Below are 15,458 nucleotides of genomic sequence, written 5' to 3'. Positions count from 1 at the left end.
CGCGGGGCAGCCAACTCCCCATCGTCCCTGCCCTCATGAGCTTCACGCAGAGCCTGCTGCTGATTGTGCTGCTGATCGTGGTCAGCGCCTTTTTCGCGCTGGCCGAGATCGCGCTGGCGGCCTCGCGCCGGCTGCGGCTGCGCTCGCTGGCCGACGCGGGCAACGCGCGGGCGCTGCGCGTGCTGCAGGTGCAGGAGCAGCCGGGCGACTATTTCACCACGGTGCAGATCGGCGTCAACGCGGTGGCCATTCTGGGCGGCATCGTGGGCGAGGGCCTGTTCGGCCCGCCGCTGGCGCGCCTGCTGGCGCTGTGGCTGCCGGTGGAGCTGGCGGGCGACGTGGCCTTTGCCGCGTCGGTGCTGGTGGTGACCTCGATGTTCGTCGTGTTTGCCGACCTGCTGCCCAAGCGCCTGGGCATGGCCGAGCCCGAGCGCGTGGCCATGGCCCTGATCGGCCCCATGCACGCGGTGCGGCTGGCGCTGCGGCCGCTGGTGTGGCTGTACGCGCGCTGCACCGACGCGCTGATGCGCGCCCTGGGCCTGCCGCTGCGGCGCGACGAGCGCATCACGCCCGACGACATCCTGGCGCTGGCCGAGGCCGGCACGCAGGCCGGCGCCATCGACCGCCCCGAGCAGCAGGTGATCGAGAACCTGCTGGAGCTGGAGACGCGTGCCGTCAGCAGCGCCATGACGCCGCGCGACCGCATCGCCTGGCTGCACCACGACGACCCCGCCGAGGTGGTGCGCGCGCGCATCGCCGCCGAGCCCTACTCGACCTACCCGGTGTGCCGCGGCGAGCTGGACCAGACCCTCGGCTACGTGGACGCCAAGGAGCTGTTCCAGCGCGTGCTCAACGGCCAGCCGATCCGCCTGACCGACGACACCCTGCTGCACAAGCTGGTGGTGGTGCCCGACCGCCTGAGCCTGTCGGAGGTGCTGCACCAGTTTCGCCAGCAGCGCGAGGACTTTGCGCTGATCGTCAACGAATACAGCACGGTGGTGGGCCTGGTCACGCTCAACGACGTGATGAGCACGGTGATGGGCGAGCTGGTGACGCAGGAGGACGAGGAGATGATCGTGCGGCGCGAGGACGGCAGTTGGCTGATCGACGGCCTGACGCCGATGTCCGACGTGCTGCGCGCGCTCGAGCTGAACGAGCCGCCGCACATGGGCGAGTACGACACCCTGGCCGGCTTCCTGATGGTGATGCTGCGCCGCGTGCCGCGCCGCACCGACCGGCTGACGTGGGACGGGCACCGCTTCGAGGTGATGGACGTGGACAACCACCGCATCGACCAGGTGCTGGTCACGCGCGAGGCGCCGGCGCCCCACGTTGCAGCGGGCGATTGACTACTGTTTTTATAGCTTGCTGGGCATGATCGACGCCGGCTGGCGGTCGAAATGCCAGTTTTTTTGCGCCCCGAACACCGCATTCGGATACGGCGCCTGCCCACGCGAGCCGTTGTAGCGCCCCAGCGCCAGGTACAGGTTGCCCTGCTCGCGGTCCAGGTAGTGGCGCAGGATGACGCAGCCGAAGCGCAGGTTGGTCTGCATGTGAAACAGCTTGCCCGGATCGCCGTCGCCGATCACCCGGCTCCAGAAGGGCATGACCTGCATGTAGCCGCGCGCGCCCACGCTGGAGACGGCGTATTTGCGAAACGCGCTCTCGACCTGCACCAGGCCCAGCACCAGCGAGGTGTCCAGCCCGGCGCGGTGGGTCTCGTACCACAGGGTCTGCAGGAACCCGATGCGCGTGTCGAAGTCCTTCATGCGCCCGTACAGCCGGTCGCTCATGTGCGAGAGCCAGCGCAGGTAGGCCAGCCGCGCCTCGGTGTTGTCGAACACCGGCACCGGCGGCGCGTCGTTGGCGATGGCCGCGCTCAGCGCCGTGCGCACGGCGTCGGCCAGGGGCTCCTCCAGCTGTCCGCCGGCCTGGGCGCCGCGTGGCCCCAGCAGCGCGCCGCCGGGCAGCGCCAGCAGGGTGCGCAGCAGGGCGCGGCGGCTTCGGGCGGGCATCGTCACCCGGCCAGACGGCCCTTCACGAAGGCGGCGATGTCGGCCAGCGGCACCCGCGTGGCCGCCGTGTCGCGGCGGTGCTGGTATTCGAGCTGGCCGTCCTTCAGGCCCTTGTCGCCAATGGTCACGCGGTGCGGCACGCCGATCAGCTCCCAGTCGGCAAACATGGCGCCGGGGCGCTCGCCGCGGTCGTCCAGGATCACGTCCACGCCCGCGGCCCGCAGATCGGCGTAGAGCGCCTCGGCGGCGGCCTTGACGGCCTCGCTGCGGTCCATGCCCACCGGGCAGATGACCACGGTGAAGGGGGCGATGGCGTCGGGCCAGATGATGCCGCGCTCGTCGTGGTTCTGCTCGATGGCCGCGGCGGGCAGGCGCGTGACGCCGATGCCGTAGCAGCCCATCTCGAAGGGCTTGGGCTTGCCGTCCTCGTCCAGGAAGGTGGCGTTCATCGCGCGGCTGTACTTGGTGCCCAGGTAGAACACGTGGCCGATCTCGATGCCGCGCTCGATCGCCAGTTGCCCACGGCCGTCGGGCGCGGCGTCGCCCGCCACCACGTTGCGGATGTCGGCCACCACGTCCGGCTCGGGCAGATCGCGTCCCCAGTTGGTGCCGGTGAAGTGAAAGTCCTCGGCGTTGGCGCCGCACACCCAGTCGGCCATCAGCGCCACCTCGCGGTCGGCCACCACCTTGACCGGCTTTTTCAGGCCGATGGGGCCCAGGTAGCCGGGCCTGGAGCCGAAGTGCGCCTCGATCTCGGGCAGGCTGGCAAAGCGGAAACCGGCGTCCAGCCCCGGCACCTTGCTCACCTTGACTTCGTTCATGTCGTGGTCGCCGCGCAGCAGCAGCAGCCACACCTGCGACTGGGTGACGACACCCTGCTCGTCCAGCGTGTCGGTGGCCAGCACCAGCGATTTCACCGTCTGCGTCAACGGCAGATTCAACAGCGCGGCCACGTTGGCGCAGGTGCTCTTGCCGGGCGTCGGCATCTTGACCAGGGCCTGCGCGGGCGCGGGGCGTGGGCCTTGCGGCGCAGCCGCCTCGGCCTTTTCCAGGTTGGCCGCGTAGTCGCTGCCGGTGGCATACACGATGGCGTCCTCACCGGTGGCGGCGATGACCTGGAACTCCTCGCTTAAATCGCCCCCGATGGCGCCCGAGTCGGCCGCCACGGCGCGGTAGCTCAGGCCAAAGCGGTCGAAGATGGCGCGGTAGGCCTTGGCCATCACCTGGTAGCTGCGCTTGGCGCCGGCCTCGTCGCGGTCGAAGCTGTAGGCGTCCTTCATGATGAACTCGCGCCCGCGCATCAGGCCGAAGCGCGGGCGGCGCTCGTCGCGGAACTTGGTCTGGATCTGGTACAGGTTCTTGGGCAACTGCTTGTAGCTCTTGAACTCCTGGCGCGCGATGTCGGTCACCGCCTCCTCGCTGGTGGGCTGCACCACGTAGTCGCGCTCGTGGCGGTCCTTCACGCGCATCAGCTCGGGGCCCATTTTCTCGAAGCGCCCGCTCTCGTTCCACAGCTCGGCCGGCTGGATCACGGGCATGGTGCATTCGATGGCGCCGGCGCGGTTCATCTCCTCGCGCACGATGGCCTCGACCTTGCGGATCACGCGCAGGCCCATGGGCATGTAGGTGTAGATGCCGGCCGACAGGCGCTTGATCATGCCGGCGCGCATCATCAGCCGGTGGCTGACCACTTCGGCATCGGCGGGCGCCTCTTTGAGGGTGGAAATCAGGAACTGGGAGGCTTTCATGGACACCCGGCGCCCGCGGGGCGCCGCACAGGGGGTTTGTGCCCACTTGCCCAGCGTTTCATGCCGTGCATAATGGTCACAACTTATTGAATTTGAGGTTTGATTATGCTTGACCGGGAAGGCTTTCGCCCGAACGTCGGCATCGTCTTGCTCAACCAGAAAAATCAGGTATTTTGGGGCAAGCGCATCCGCACCCACTCCTGGCAGTTTCCGCAGGGCGGCATCGATCGGGGCGAATCGCCCGAGCAGGCCATGTTCCGCGAACTGCACGAGGAAGTGGGCCTGCTGCCGGAGCATGTGCGCATCGTGGCCCGAACCCGTGACTGGTTGCGCTACGAGGTGCCCGACCGGTTCATCCGCCGCGACGCGCGCGGCCATTACAAGGGCCAGAAGCAGATCTGGTACCTGCTGCAGCTGGTGGCGCAGGACTGGCAGCTGAACCTGCGCGCCACCAACCACCCCGAGTTCGACGCCTGGCGCTGGAACGACTACTGGGTGCCGCTGGACGTGGTGGTCGAGTTCAAGCGCGGCGTGTACGAGCTGGCGCTGACCGAGCTGGCGCGCTTCCTGCCGCGCCCCGAGCAACGCAACCGCTACCTGCGCGGCGGCGCCCGCATGCGCGAGCGCGGCGACGTCCCTGCCGTGCCGGCGCCCATCGCCCACAGCGGGCCCGACACGGCGCCGGGCGGCATCGAGCTGCCCCCTGGCGCCAGCCTGAGCGGCGGCCTGCGCTCGCCCCTCCTGCCCCGGAGCGGTTCATGACACGCATGGGCACCCTGGCGCGGACGCTGGCCGGCGCCGCGCTGCTGGCGCTGGCCGCGGCCGCCGGCGCGCAAACCGTCGAGCTCGAGCGCGCCGACTGGAAGGAAGACGCCCCGCCGCCCCCGCCCAGCTACAGCCTGGACCACCTGATCGAGATCGAGATGCCGCGCACCTCGACGGTGAAGATGGGGGTCGACCCGGCCACCATCAGCGTCAACGTACAGACCGGCATCGTGCGCTACGTGGTGGTGACGCGCGGCAGCTCGGCCGTCAACGCCACCTACGAAGGCATCCGCTGCGCCACGGCCGAATACCGCGTCTACGCCCGCCAGGTGCAGGGCAGCCCCTGGACCCCCAGCACCGAAAGCGCGTGGAAGCCCATGATGGGGCAAAACACCGTGATGGTGCGCCACCCCTACCAGCTGGCGCGCGGCGGCCTGTGCAACGGCACGACCGTACGCCATTCGGTGGCCGAGATCGTGCGCGCGCTGAAGACCGGCGACCAGGTGCTCTACTACTGATCGGCGCCGGCGCCCGGCTGCGTCAGCACCAGGTTGTCCCGGTGCACCATCTCGGGCCCGCCGCTGTAGCCCAGCAGCTTTTCGATGTCGCGGGACGGCCGGCGGCACAGCAGGCGCGCCTCGCTGCTTGAATAGTTGGCCAGGCCGCGCGCCAGTTCGCGGCCGGCGCCGTCGCGGATGGCGATCACGTCGCCGCGCGAAAAATCGCCTTCCGCCTGCGTCATGCCGATGGGCAGCAGGCTCTTGCCCTCGCGGCGCAGCTTGGCGGCCGCACCCTCGTCCACCGTGATGGAGCCGCGCAGCTGCAGGTGGTCGGCGATCCACTGCTTGCGCGCCTGCGTCTTGTGCGTGGGCGCCACCAGCAGGGTGCCGATGTTCTCGCCCGCCGCCAGGCGCAGCAGCGCATCGGGTTCGCGCCCCCAGGCGATCACGGTGGAGGCGCCCGAGCCCGCCGCGCGCCGCGCCGCCACGATCTTGGTCAGCATGCCGCCGGTGCCGATGCCCGAGCCGGCGCCGCCGGCCATGCGCTCCAGGGCCGGGTCGCCCGCGCGCGCCTCGTGCACGAACTCGGCCTTGGGGTCGCGCCGTGGGTCGGCCGTGTACAGCCCGCGCTGGTCGGTCAGGATGACGAGCAGGTCGGCCTCGATCAGGTTGGCCACCAGCGCGCCCAGGGTGTCGTTGTCGCCCACCTTGATCTCGTCGGTGACCACCGTGTCGTTCTCGTTGATGACCGGCAGCACCTGGTGCTGCAGCAGCGTCATCAGGGTGGAGCGCGCGTTCAGGTAGCGCTCGCGGTCGGCCAGGTCGGCGTGCGTCAGCAGCACCTGCGCGCTGCGCAGGCCCTGCTCGCTCAGCTTGGTCTCGTACATCTGCGCCAGGCCCATCTGGCCCACGGCGGCGGCGGCCTGCAGCTCGTTCACCTCGCGCGGGCGCTTGGCCCAGCCCAGGCGCTTCATGCCCTCGGCAATGGCGCCGCTGGAGACCATCACCAGCTCGCGCGGCGCCTGCCCGCCCGCGCCACGCTCCAGCAGCGCGAGCTGCCGGCACCACTCACCGATGGCCGCGGCGTCCAGCCCGCGGCCCTCGTTGGTCACCAGGCTGGAGCCCACCTTGACCACGATGCGGCGCGCCTGGCGCAGCACCTGTGCACTCGATTCTTGAATCATTTTGGCCGCCAGCCCGCATCAAAAAAGCGCGAGCAGCTATTGATTTAATAGTTCATGATTGATCAGCAAAGCGCGGATCGACGGGCTCGTCGCCCGCGTCGGCGCGCTGCACGGCATGCACGTGCTGGTAAATGGCCTGCACCAGCGGCTCGCAGCCCTCGCGCGTGAGCGCCGAAATCTCGAACACCGGCCCTTTCCAGCGCAGGCGCCGCACGAAGTCCTTGACCCGCGCGGCGCGCTCCTCAACCGGCACCATGTCCAGCTTATTGAGCACCAGCCAGCGTGGCTTGGCGTGCAGCGCCGGGTCGTATTTCTTCAGCTCGGCCACGATGGCGCGCGCCTGCGCCACCGGATCGATGCCTTCGTCGAACGGCGCGATGTCGACGATGTGCAGCAGCAAGCGCGTGCGCTGCAGGTGGCGCAGGAACTGATGGCCCAGCCCGGCGCCCTCGGAGGCGCCCTCGATCAGGCCCGGAATGTCGGCAATGACGAAGCTCTGCTCGGGCCCCACGCGCACCACGCCCAGGTTGGGGTACAGCGTGGTGAAGGGGTAGTCGGCGATCTTGGGGCGCGCGTTGCTGACGGCGGCGATGAAGGTGGACTTGCCCGCGTTGGGCATGCCCAGCAGGCCCACGTCGGCCAGCACCTTCAACTCCAGCTTCAGGCTGCGGTGCACGCCCGGCCAGCCGGGGGTCTTTTGCCGCGGCGCGCGGTTGATGGCGCTCTTGAAGCGCAGGTTGCCAAAGCCGCCGTCGCCGCCCTTGGCGATCATGATCTTCTCGCCCGCGGTCAGCAGCTCGAACAGCACCTCCCCGGTCTCGGCGTCGCTGATGATGGTGCCCACCGGCATCTTCAGCGTGATGTCGTGGCCCGCGGCGCCGAACATGTCCGAGCCCATGCCGTGCTCGCCGCGCCCGGCCTCGTGGCGGCGCGCATAGCGAAAGTCGATCAGCGTGTTGAGGTTGGCGTCGGCCAGCGCGTACACGTGGCCGCCGCGCCCGCCGTCGCCGCCGTTGGGGCCGCCGAACTCCTTGTACTTCTCGTGCCGAAACGACACGCAGCCGTTGCCACCATCGCCCGCGGCGATGTCGATGAAGGCTTCGTCGACGAATTTCATGATTGTGGGAGTTTAGGGCAGCCTCAAAAACGCCAAAGCCCCGCGGCGCGGGGCTTTGGTCTGCACCGAGGCGCCTGAAAAAATCAGGCCGCCACCGGCGTCACGATGACCGTGTGCTTGTTCAGCGCGCCCTTGGTCGCAAACGACACCTGGCCGTCGACCAGCGCGAACAGGGTGTGGTCCTTGCCCACGCCGACGTTGGTGCCGGCATGAAAGCGCGTGCCGCGCTGGCGCACGATGATCGAGCCGGCGCTGATGGACTGGCCACCAAACGCCTTCACGCCCAGCATCTTCGGTTTGGAATCGCGGCCGTTGCGGGTGGAGCCGCCGCCTTTTTTCTGTGCCATGTCGCTTTCCTTTCCTTAATTGCCGCCGTTGATGGCGCCGATCTCGAGTTCGGTGTAGTTCTGGCGATGGCCCTGGCGCTTCTGGTAGTGCTTGCGCCGGCGCATCTTGAAGATGCGCACCTTGTCGTGCCTGCCGTGCGACAGCACCTTGGCCACCACGGTGGCGCCGGACACCAGGGGCGCGCCCACCACCAGGTTGCCGCCGCTGCCGACAGCCAGAACCTGGTCGATGGTGATTTCCTGGCCTACGTCCGCAGCAATCTGTTCTACTTTGATCTTTTCGCCGGCAGCAACGCGATACTGCTTGCCACCGGTTTTTATGACCGCGTACATATGAAAACCCTCGTTGGTTGAGTCTCGCCAGACGGATTTCCGGCGAACCGCGCATTATAGAGGCTCCCGCCGATGCTGGCAAACCAGCCCCCTGGCCCAACCAAGCCACGGTAGGGCAAACCTATAATCCGGGCGCCGCACGCGGCCCTCGCCTGCGTTGTTCGACCCCTTTCTGCCGCACGCCTTGTCCGCCTCCTCCACCCCCTATCACCGCGCGCTCGAGCTGGCCGCCGCCGACATGCGCGAGGTCGATGCCACCATCGCCCGACGCCTGGACTCGGGCGTGCCGCTGGTGGGGCAGGTGGCGCGCTACATCATCGCCTCGGGCGGCAAGCGCCTGCGGCCCGTGCTGCTGCTGCTGACCTGCGGCGCGCTCGGCTGCACGAGCGAGCAGCGCTTCAACCTGGCGGCGGTGGTCGAGTTCATCCACACCGCCACGCTGCTGCACGACGACGTGGTGGACGAATCCACCCTGCGCCGCGGCAAGTCCACCGCCAACGAGGTCTTCGGCAACCCGGCCAGCGTGCTGGTGGGCGACTTCCTGTACTCGCGCGCCTTCCAGATGATGGTCGAGACCGGCAGCATGCGCGTGATGCAGATCCTGGCCGACGCCACCAACGTCATCGCCGAAGGCGAGGTGCTGCAGCTGATGAACATCCGCGACGCCGCGCTGGACGAGGCGGCGTACCTGCGCGTCATCCGCTCCAAGACCGCCAAGCTGTTCGAGGCCAGCTGCCGCCTGGCGGCGGTGCTGGCCGGCAGCCCGCCCGAGGTCGAGGCCGCCTGCGCCGAATACGGCCAGTCGCTGGGCACGGCGTTCCAGATCATCGACGACGTGCTCGACTACGAGGGCGACGCGGCCGAGCTGGGCAAGAACCTGGGCGATGACCTGCGCGAAGGCAAGGTCACCCTGCCCCTGATCGTGGCCATGCGGCGCGCCGCCGCGACCGAATCGGCCCTGGTGCGCCGCGCCATCGAATCGGGCAGCACCGACGAGCTGCCCGCCATCCTGCGCATCGTGCAGGACTGCGGCGCGCTGGAGCAGGCCCGCGACGCCGCATCCGACCAGGCCCGCCGCGCGGTCGAGGCCCTGCAGGGCTTTGCCCGCAACCCCTACACCGAGAGTTTGCTAGAATTGTCGGCTCAGCTTTTGCAGCGGCGCTCCTGATCGGGCACCCGGCAAAACCATCGGGGTGTAGCTTAGCCTGGTAGAGCGCTACGTTCGGGACGTAGAGGCCGGAGGTTCGAATCCTCTCACCCCGACCAAACAAAAAACAGAAAAGCCTAAGTGGATCAAGCACTTAGGCTTTTTTACTTTGGATCGTCATTCATGCCGATTCAAAGTAAATTCCTCCCCTCAGTGTCCCAAGGTTGTCCCAAGCGCTCGATGTCGTTATGACTCGATGGCTCGGCTTACGCCTTGACCAGTCCTGTGCATTTATCCATACTGTTGTTCATGGGTGAGAACAACACAGCGGCCCTGCCGGACACCCATGTTGCCGCTGTGTGAGCCGTTGGCTCGGGGCAGGTGAGGTTCGGGGAACGAGAGATAGCCGAACCAAGAGAGCCATCAACGCTCGGCGTGTACCCGCCAGGGTGGAGATGTTCGGGTTGCATGCGCAATGGCCCCTACATCCAGCCTCAGTGAACAAAGGCACCGTGAGGTGCGGCATCGAACGGTCGTGTCAGCCTGGTAACTCCATAAGCACGATCTGCCGCATCAACAGCACCGGCTCTCACAAGCGCGTTCGCTTGTGAGGCCTTCATGCCAATTTCACTCTCGGTCGCCGGCCTAGGCGACCCGCAAACACGTTCTCGTCGGACCAAGGGACTTGTCGCACCAAAGGCGGTCTTGAAGAACTTGTCGTACAGCTCGACGATGATCTTCTGCCGTCCCTTGGGGTCGGTGATGCCCGAGGCACGCTCGCGCACGCTGGCGTAGAAGCCTTCCAGCGTCTCGTGCTCTTTGTCCAGCGCCTGCGCCTCAAGGATGTCCATGATCTTCTGCATGGACTGGGACACGGGGTTCTTGCTGGTGAAGGCGTAGCCCTCGAACAGCGCATCAAACACGGGCTTGGTGATGATGTGCTGGGCCAGCATCTCGATGGCGTCGTTCTGGCTGACGCTGGGTGTTGATTCATTTCCAAAGCTGGGCCATTTCGGGACGCATTCACGTTGAAATTTGAGCCACGTTGCCGCTCTATCCTGCTGAATTTTTCAGCACGGGGGAGCAGGAGTGATCAACGTGAGCACATTGAGCAAGTTACGCCGCCTCGTGCTGAGGCAGGACGTGTCGGTGCGCGAGGCCAGCCGGCGCCTGGGCATCTCGCGCAACACAGCCACCAAGTGGCTCAAAGACGGGCAGATGGCCGAACCCCGATACCCGCAGCGGGTGTCGGGCCCCAGCATCCTGGATCCGTACAAGGAGCAGTTGAGCCAATGGCTCAAGGCCGATAGCCATCGCAGCAAACGCGATCGACGCGGGATCAAGGCCATGTTTGAGGCGCTGCGCGCGCAGGGCTACAGCGGCAGCCGAGGGCCGGTCTACGCCTTTGCCCAGCGCTGGCAGCAAGAGCAAGGCAACGCTGCGCGTGGTGCGGGGTTCGTGCCGCTGAGCTTCGAGTTGGGCGAGGCGTTCCAGTTCGACTGGAGCTGCGAGTACCTGTTCATCGGCGGGCTGCGCCGCCGCCTGGAAGTGGCACACACCAAGCTGGCGGCCAGTCGCGCCTTCTGCCTGGTGGCGTACTACAGCCAAGCGCACGAGATGCTGTTCGATGCGCACGCACGGGCGTTCGCCCTCTTCGGTGGCGTGCCCCGGCGGGGCATCTACGACAACATGAAGACCGCTGTGGACAAGGTCGGCCATGGCAAACAGCGCAGCGTCAATGCACGCTTCGAGGCGATGACCGGGCACTACCTGTTCGAGCCGGAGTTCTGCAACCGGGCCGCCGGCTGGGAGAAGGGGGTCGTGGAGAAGAACGTTCAGGATCGGCGCAAGGACATCTGGCGTGAGGCCAGCGAGCGGCGCTGGGGGACGCTTGGTGAACTCAACGACTGGTTGCAGCAGGCCTGCGTGAAGGCCTGGGCTGAGATGAGTCACCCGGAATGGACTCAGCTCACGGTGGCCGATGTCTGGCAGGACGAACGTGCTCGTCTCATGCCCAACCCCCGTGCGTTTGATGGCTACGTGGAGCAGCCGGTACGGGTCTCTGCGACCGCACTGATCCACTTCCAGCGCAACCGCTACAGCGTGCCGTGTGAATGGATTCATGCGGTGGTCAGTCTGCGGGCCTACGCGGATGGCCTGCTGGTGGTCGGGCCCGATGGGCGACAGGTGCGCCTGGCGCGCAGCTTCGAACGTGATCAGACGCTCTACGACTGGATGCATTACATCGCGCTCATCGAGCGAAAGCCCGGCGCGCTGCGCAACGGCGCGCCCTTCAAGACCATGCCCGAGCCACTGCAGGAAATGCAGCGCCAGTTGCTGCGCCACAGCGGTGGCGACAGGGTGATGGCGCAGGTGCTCATGGGGGTGAGCCTGCATGGACTGGAGGCCGTGGTGGTGGCGGTAGAGCTGGCGCTGCAGTCCGGGCGGGTGAGTGCCGAGCACGTGCTCAACGTGCTCTCGCGTCTGAAGGAGCAGCGCGTGCCCGAGCCACCGGTGGCCACGATGCTCAAGCTCAACACGCCGCCACTGGCCAACCTGCAGCGCTACGACGCACTGCGCAACGTCCAGCCTCATGAGGCATCACCGGAGTCCGACCATGCATGACGTCATTGATGCCCTCAAAGCGCTGGGCCTGCACGGCATGGCCAGTGCCTGGCCGGAGGTACTGGGCACCGCCCGCATGAAGTCGCTGGATCATGAGGCCGTGCTGCACCAGCTCATCAAGGCCGAGACCGCTCAGCGTGAGGTGCGTTCCATGGCTTACCAGATGCGCGTGGCGCGCTTCCCTTCGCACCGTGACCTCGCCGGCTTTGACTTCGCCCACGCGCAGCTCGACGAAGCACTGGTGCGCCAGTTGCACACCCTTCGCTTCGTGGAGTCGGCGCACAACGTGGTGCTGGTTGGTGGCCCCGGCACGGGTAAAACCCACCTGGCCACGAGCCTGGGGATCGAGGCCATTCGCATGCATGGCAAGCGGGTGCGCTTCTTCTCAACGGTGGAGCTGGTCAACGCCCTGGAGCTGGAGAAGGCGCAGAACAAGGCCGGGCAAATGGCGCACCGCCTGATGTACGTCGATCTGGTGATCCTGGATGAACTGGGCTACCTGCCATTCACGCAGTCGGGCGGCGCGATGCTGTTCCACCTGCTCTCCAAACTCTATGAGCGAACGAGCGTGGTGATCACCACCAACCTCACCTTCTCGGAGTGGAGCAGCGTCTTTGGAGACGCCAAGATGACCACGGCCTTGCTTGACCGGCTCACGCACCATTGCCACATCGTCGAGACGGGCAACGAGAGCTGGCGATTCAAGCACTCCAGTGCCGCTGGCGCGGCTCCCCCAAAGCAACGCCCAAAGAGCCAGAAAGGAGATCGAAAAACAGCAGACCCGATAGACTTATCCACAACCGAATAGTCAAAGAATCCAGGCTATCCGGATTTCTGTGTTGAAGGAGGCTTCCGGTGATTGAGTGCCTCCGTGTGGAAACCGACGTTGCACAGCCCGCAAATGAGCTGCTGCCGGCGGGTGTTGCCGCGCACCAGAACGACCACGTTCGCCTTGTCGTCCTTGGTCCGTCCCAGCTCGCAGCCGCAGCTCTGGCACCGGTTGCCCTGTTCCCGCTTCAGGAGCTGCAACTGGGTGGGGTTGGCAGGGTAGACGGTCGCCAGCCGCCACGGCTCCAGCGGCCCCTTGCCGTACAGGAGACGGGCGCGCAGCACCTCGAAGGTGTACCCCCGGCCCTGCCGGTTGATGGTCTTGGCGACCCCGTTCAGCGCCTCGGTGTAGGCGTTGGTGATGGGGTGGTCGAAGTACGCCAGAATCTCCGTCCGCCAGTTCTTCATGGCGGTCGTGAGAGTCTTGAAGTCCGCCTTCAGGCTGGCTGGGATGGTCCCCGGGAAGGCGTCGAAGGCCGCCACGGCCTGCGCCTTGGGCAGGTCGTAGATGTTGTAGAACGCCTCTTTCAGCCCGTAGGCGGCGGCCAGCTCGGGCTCGTTGGCCAGCCACATGTCCAGATTGAACCGGCCCTTCTCGGCCAGCTTGGCGTACCGCATGTTCAGCATCGCCTTGGACTGGAGCCACAGGCGCCGCTCGCCAGCCTTGCGCTGCTTCTGGAGCCGGATGCGGACCCGCTCCATGCAGTAGTTCGCCATGCGGACGACGTGGAACTTGTCGATGACCACCGGTCGGCCAGGGAACATCTGGTGCGACACGTCCCGGTACGGCCGCCACATGTCGATGGCCACGCCCTTGACCCAGTGCCGGTCCTTGAACCGGTGCAGCCACCCCGCCAAGGTCGCCTTGTCCCGGTCCGGCAGCATGTCGAGGATGCGGCGCTCCCCGATGTCCGTCAGGACGCAGCGCATCTTCCCGTCGATTTGGGTCTCGTCGATGCCCAGCCAGTCTGGCATCTCCGGCCGGTGGCTGGCCTCCAGTTCGGCCATGTACTCCGCCCCCAGCGTCCGGACCGTCTTGTCGTCGCACCCCACGTTCTCCGCGATGCGGGTGAAGGTGTCCCGCAGGCTGTGGGCCTTGATGTAGGTGGCGCAGCGCTCCGTCATGCGCCGGCCCTCCAAGATGCCGCCCAGCGGCTGCAGGAAGGTCTCCTTGCAGGAGGTGCACCGGTATCGCTGGACCTTCGCCCGCAGCTTGGCCGGCTTCCCGCGCATCGGAATGTCGACGTAAGTAGTAGCTTTGGTGCCGTGCCGGTAGATGCAGTCGAGGGTGCCGCACTTTGGGCAGGCGGTAGGCATGGGCAGCGGGTACTCCGCCTCCAGCACGTCCGCCCCGTCCTCCTCGGTGCGACCCAGCACCGTCCAGCCCTTCAGGTCGAGGATGTCCGTCATCCCCGGATTGTCGTGTGGATGGGGTCACCGCTTGTCAATGGCGGCGAGGTACTTGGCTCGGGCGGCGTTGGCTCCCGCTGCGTAGTCGGTATCACCGTCACAGCGGTCGGAAGCGATGACAGCCCGGATGCGAGACAGCTCGCGCACCAGCATTTGCTGGGTGAAGGTGGCAATCCACACCGGCACATCGTTCTCCAAGACCGTGCCCTTGATGTACTTGGGGAAGGCGGGCTTCTGCCGGACGAGCTGCTCGGCAGCGCCCAACACGTCCTGCCAAGCCGGCAGCGCCGGCCTCTGGGGCGTGTCGATGCCCATTGGCGGGTCGCACACCTCCTCTTTGCCATGCTTCGCCATCGTCTGCCGGGCCAGTTTCCTTGCAGCGTCAATCTTGGCCAGCGCGCCCTCGTAATTCTCGTTCATAGCAGGAACCTCAGGATGAACCACGCGCAGTACAGGGCTGCGCAGATGAAGAAAAAGGCAGTCAATTCACTTCTCTCGGACCAAGACTTGAGCCGCCCGGAGAACCTCGCGTGCGAAGGTGCTGGGCAGGATATTCCCCGCCGCATCGAACGACCGACCCAAGCAGTCGGCCACATCTTGGTCCGTCAGCCGAGGCATCCGGTCATCGCATCCGTTCGCGCAGGAGCCCGTCTCGTTGCAGTAGTCTGCGTGCGGACATGGGCCGGTGGTCGCCTCGCCGTGATGCCACAGGAATGCGCAGTAGGCCGCCACATCCAGTGGGTCCCCTTTTGCAACGTGCTTCCGCAGTTCCTTGCGACACTCGCCCATCCAGTCGTCAGTCGCCCACCCGTCGGAGTAGCCGTACTTCTCCTCTGCGGCGGCGAGTTTTTCCTTCAGAGCTGCGGCGAACCGGTCCACAAGGGCGGCGGTCTTAGGATGCAGTTTCACTTGGTTTCCTTTCCACACGAAAATCCGACTCAGGAGGATACTGCATGGTCACCTGTTCCACAAGTTATTCCGGAGAGCCAGAATCCATCAACCCAGTGGCTCAATATTCAACGTGATCACTGGCTCAGTTGTGCTGATGAATCAACAGCTGCTCACCGTCACCGCCGTGAATCACGCCGTCGTCGTCGATGTGATACCTTCTGAGCACTTCGCCGAGCGTGTTCTTGTCGGCCTCACGGCGATCCACGAAACCCGATGTCTCCAGCTCGCGCTCGACGGTCCTCACCCACTTCTCGGCGTCCTCCTTGTACGAGAAGGTGCGCGTCTGCGTGGGGAAGCCCCTGCGCCTCACCTTCGCCTGCCACTGCAACTCCCCGCGTTTCGTGATCGTTCCCATGTCCCGTGTCCCAAATTTGTCCCAACAAATCTGGAAGCACCTTAAAACACCAATAGAATCCGCACAAGGGCTAAGCGTTCGGGACGTAGAGGCCGGAGGTTCGAATCCTCTCACCCCGACCAGGACATCCGGC

Annotated in this window: 14 protein-coding genes, 1 tRNA gene and 3 pseudogenes; 7 read left to right on the top strand and 11 right to left on the bottom strand. The window is 66.4% G+C overall.

Annotated elements, in window-relative coordinates; genetic code table 11:
• The first annotated feature begins 35 nt into the window (after window positions 1–35).
• On the top strand, window positions 36–1,349 hold the full coding sequence (locus tag H6927_18270) for an HlyC/CorC family transporter (protein ID MCP5220027.1): 1,314 nt from the start codon (window positions 36–38) through the stop codon (window positions 1,347–1,349).
• A gap of 9 nt (window positions 1,350–1,358) precedes the next feature.
• Here the strand turns inward: H6927_18270 and H6927_18265 are convergent, their stop codons facing one another.
• Together H6927_18265 and H6927_18260 are read right to left on the bottom strand one after the other, a co-directional pair.
• A complete protein-coding gene (locus H6927_18265) occupies window positions 1,359–2,015 on the bottom strand; it encodes a lytic transglycosylase domain-containing protein (protein ID MCP5220026.1) in 657 nt (218 codons plus the stop codon).
• Between the two features lie 2 nt (window positions 2,016–2,017).
• Window positions 2,018–3,763 (bottom strand): proline--tRNA ligase, encoded by a 1,746-nt coding sequence (locus H6927_18260; protein MCP5220025.1) that lies wholly within the window; start codon window positions 3,761–3,763, stop codon window positions 2,018–2,020.
• Between the two features lie 105 nt (window positions 3,764–3,868).
• On the opposite strand from H6927_18260, the pseudogene H6927_18255 reads away from it, so the two are divergent.
• Together H6927_18255 and H6927_18250 are read left to right on the top strand one after the other, a co-directional pair.
• Window positions 3,869–4,512: pseudogene (locus tag H6927_18255) on the top strand (RNA pyrophosphohydrolase).
• 9 nt (window positions 4,513–4,521) lie between these two features.
• Window positions 4,522–5,046, top strand: a complete 525-nt coding sequence (locus tag H6927_18250; protein MCP5220024.1) for a hypothetical protein — start codon at window positions 4,522–4,524, stop codon at window positions 5,044–5,046.
• Here the strand turns inward: H6927_18250 and H6927_18245 are convergent.
• The 4 genes from H6927_18245 to rplU form a co-directional block, all read right to left on the bottom strand.
• Window positions 5,040–6,212 (bottom strand): glutamate 5-kinase, encoded by a 1,173-nt coding sequence (locus H6927_18245; GenBank protein ID MCP5220023.1) that lies wholly within the window; start codon window positions 6,210–6,212, stop codon window positions 5,040–5,042. The genes H6927_18250 and H6927_18245 overlap by 7 nt on opposite strands.
• Window positions 6,213–6,264: 52 nt before the next feature.
• Window positions 6,265–7,329: a GTPase ObgE gene (gene obgE / locus H6927_18240; protein MCP5220022.1), complete on the bottom strand. Its 1,065-nt coding sequence runs from the start codon at window positions 7,327–7,329 to the stop codon at window positions 6,265–6,267.
• A gap of 83 nt (window positions 7,330–7,412) precedes the next feature.
• A complete protein-coding gene (gene rpmA / locus H6927_18235) occupies window positions 7,413–7,676 on the bottom strand; it encodes a 50S ribosomal protein L27 (protein MCP5220021.1) in 264 nt (87 codons plus the stop codon).
• A gap of 15 nt (window positions 7,677–7,691) precedes the next feature.
• Window positions 7,692–8,009, bottom strand: a complete 318-nt coding sequence (gene rplU / locus H6927_18230; protein MCP5220020.1) for a 50S ribosomal protein L21 — start codon at window positions 8,007–8,009, stop codon at window positions 7,692–7,694.
• A gap of 238 nt (window positions 8,010–8,247) precedes the next feature.
• Here rplU and H6927_18225 point away from each other — a divergent pair, with 238 nt between their 5' ends.
• Entirely contained in the window at window positions 8,248–9,177 is a 930-nt protein-coding gene (locus H6927_18225; GenBank protein ID MCP5220019.1) for a polyprenyl synthetase family protein, read from the top strand.
• 21 nt (window positions 9,178–9,198) lie between these two features.
• Window positions 9,199–9,275 (top strand) — tRNA-Pro (locus tag H6927_18220).
• A gap of 576 nt (window positions 9,276–9,851) precedes the next feature.
• Here H6927_18220 and H6927_18215 read toward each other — a convergent pair.
• A pseudogene (locus H6927_18215) lies at window positions 9,852–10,139 on the bottom strand (hypothetical protein).
• A gap of 115 nt (window positions 10,140–10,254) precedes the next feature.
• Between H6927_18215 and H6927_18210 the strand changes: the two are divergent.
• Both H6927_18210 and H6927_18205 read left to right on the top strand, forming a co-directional pair.
• Complete coding sequence (locus H6927_18210) at window positions 10,255–11,781, top strand: IS21 family transposase (GenBank protein ID MCP5220018.1); 1,527 nt, start codon at window positions 10,255–10,257, stop codon at window positions 11,779–11,781.
• Window positions 11,750–12,589 (top strand): ATP-binding protein, encoded by an 840-nt coding sequence (locus H6927_18205; protein ID MCP5220017.1) that lies wholly within the window; start codon window positions 11,750–11,752, stop codon window positions 12,587–12,589. Before H6927_18210 ends, H6927_18205 begins: the two co-directional genes overlap by 32 nt.
• A gap of 14 nt (window positions 12,590–12,603) precedes the next feature.
• On the opposite strand, the gene H6927_18200 is transcribed toward H6927_18205, so the two are convergent.
• The 4 genes and pseudogenes from H6927_18200 to H6927_18185 all read right to left on the bottom strand — a co-directional run bounded on the left by H6927_18200 (window position 12,604) and on the right by H6927_18185 (window position 15,325).
• Complete coding sequence (locus H6927_18200) at window positions 12,604–14,019, bottom strand: ISL3 family transposase (GenBank protein ID MCP5220016.1); 1,416 nt, start codon at window positions 14,017–14,019, stop codon at window positions 12,604–12,606.
• Window positions 14,020–14,043: 24 nt separating this feature from the next.
• A complete protein-coding gene (locus tag H6927_18195; protein MCP5220015.1) occupies window positions 14,044–14,439 on the bottom strand; it encodes a hypothetical protein in 396 nt (131 codons plus the stop codon).
• A 66-nt stretch (window positions 14,440–14,505) separates the two neighbouring features.
• On the bottom strand, window positions 14,506–14,928 hold the full coding sequence (locus tag H6927_18190; GenBank protein ID MCP5220014.1) for a hypothetical protein: 423 nt from the start codon (window positions 14,926–14,928) through the stop codon (window positions 14,506–14,508).
• A gap of 193 nt (window positions 14,929–15,121) precedes the next feature.
• A pseudogene (locus tag H6927_18185) lies at window positions 15,122–15,325 on the bottom strand (site-specific integrase).
• Between the last annotated feature and the right edge of the window lie 133 nt (window positions 15,326–15,458).

This window comes from Burkholderiaceae bacterium (assembly GCA_024235995.1).
Classification (GTDB): Bacteria; Pseudomonadota; Gammaproteobacteria; order Burkholderiales; family Burkholderiaceae_C; genus Ottowia.
The sequence above is the reverse complement of the archived record's forward strand: the minus strand, read 5'-3'. Positions and strand labels throughout refer to the sequence as shown.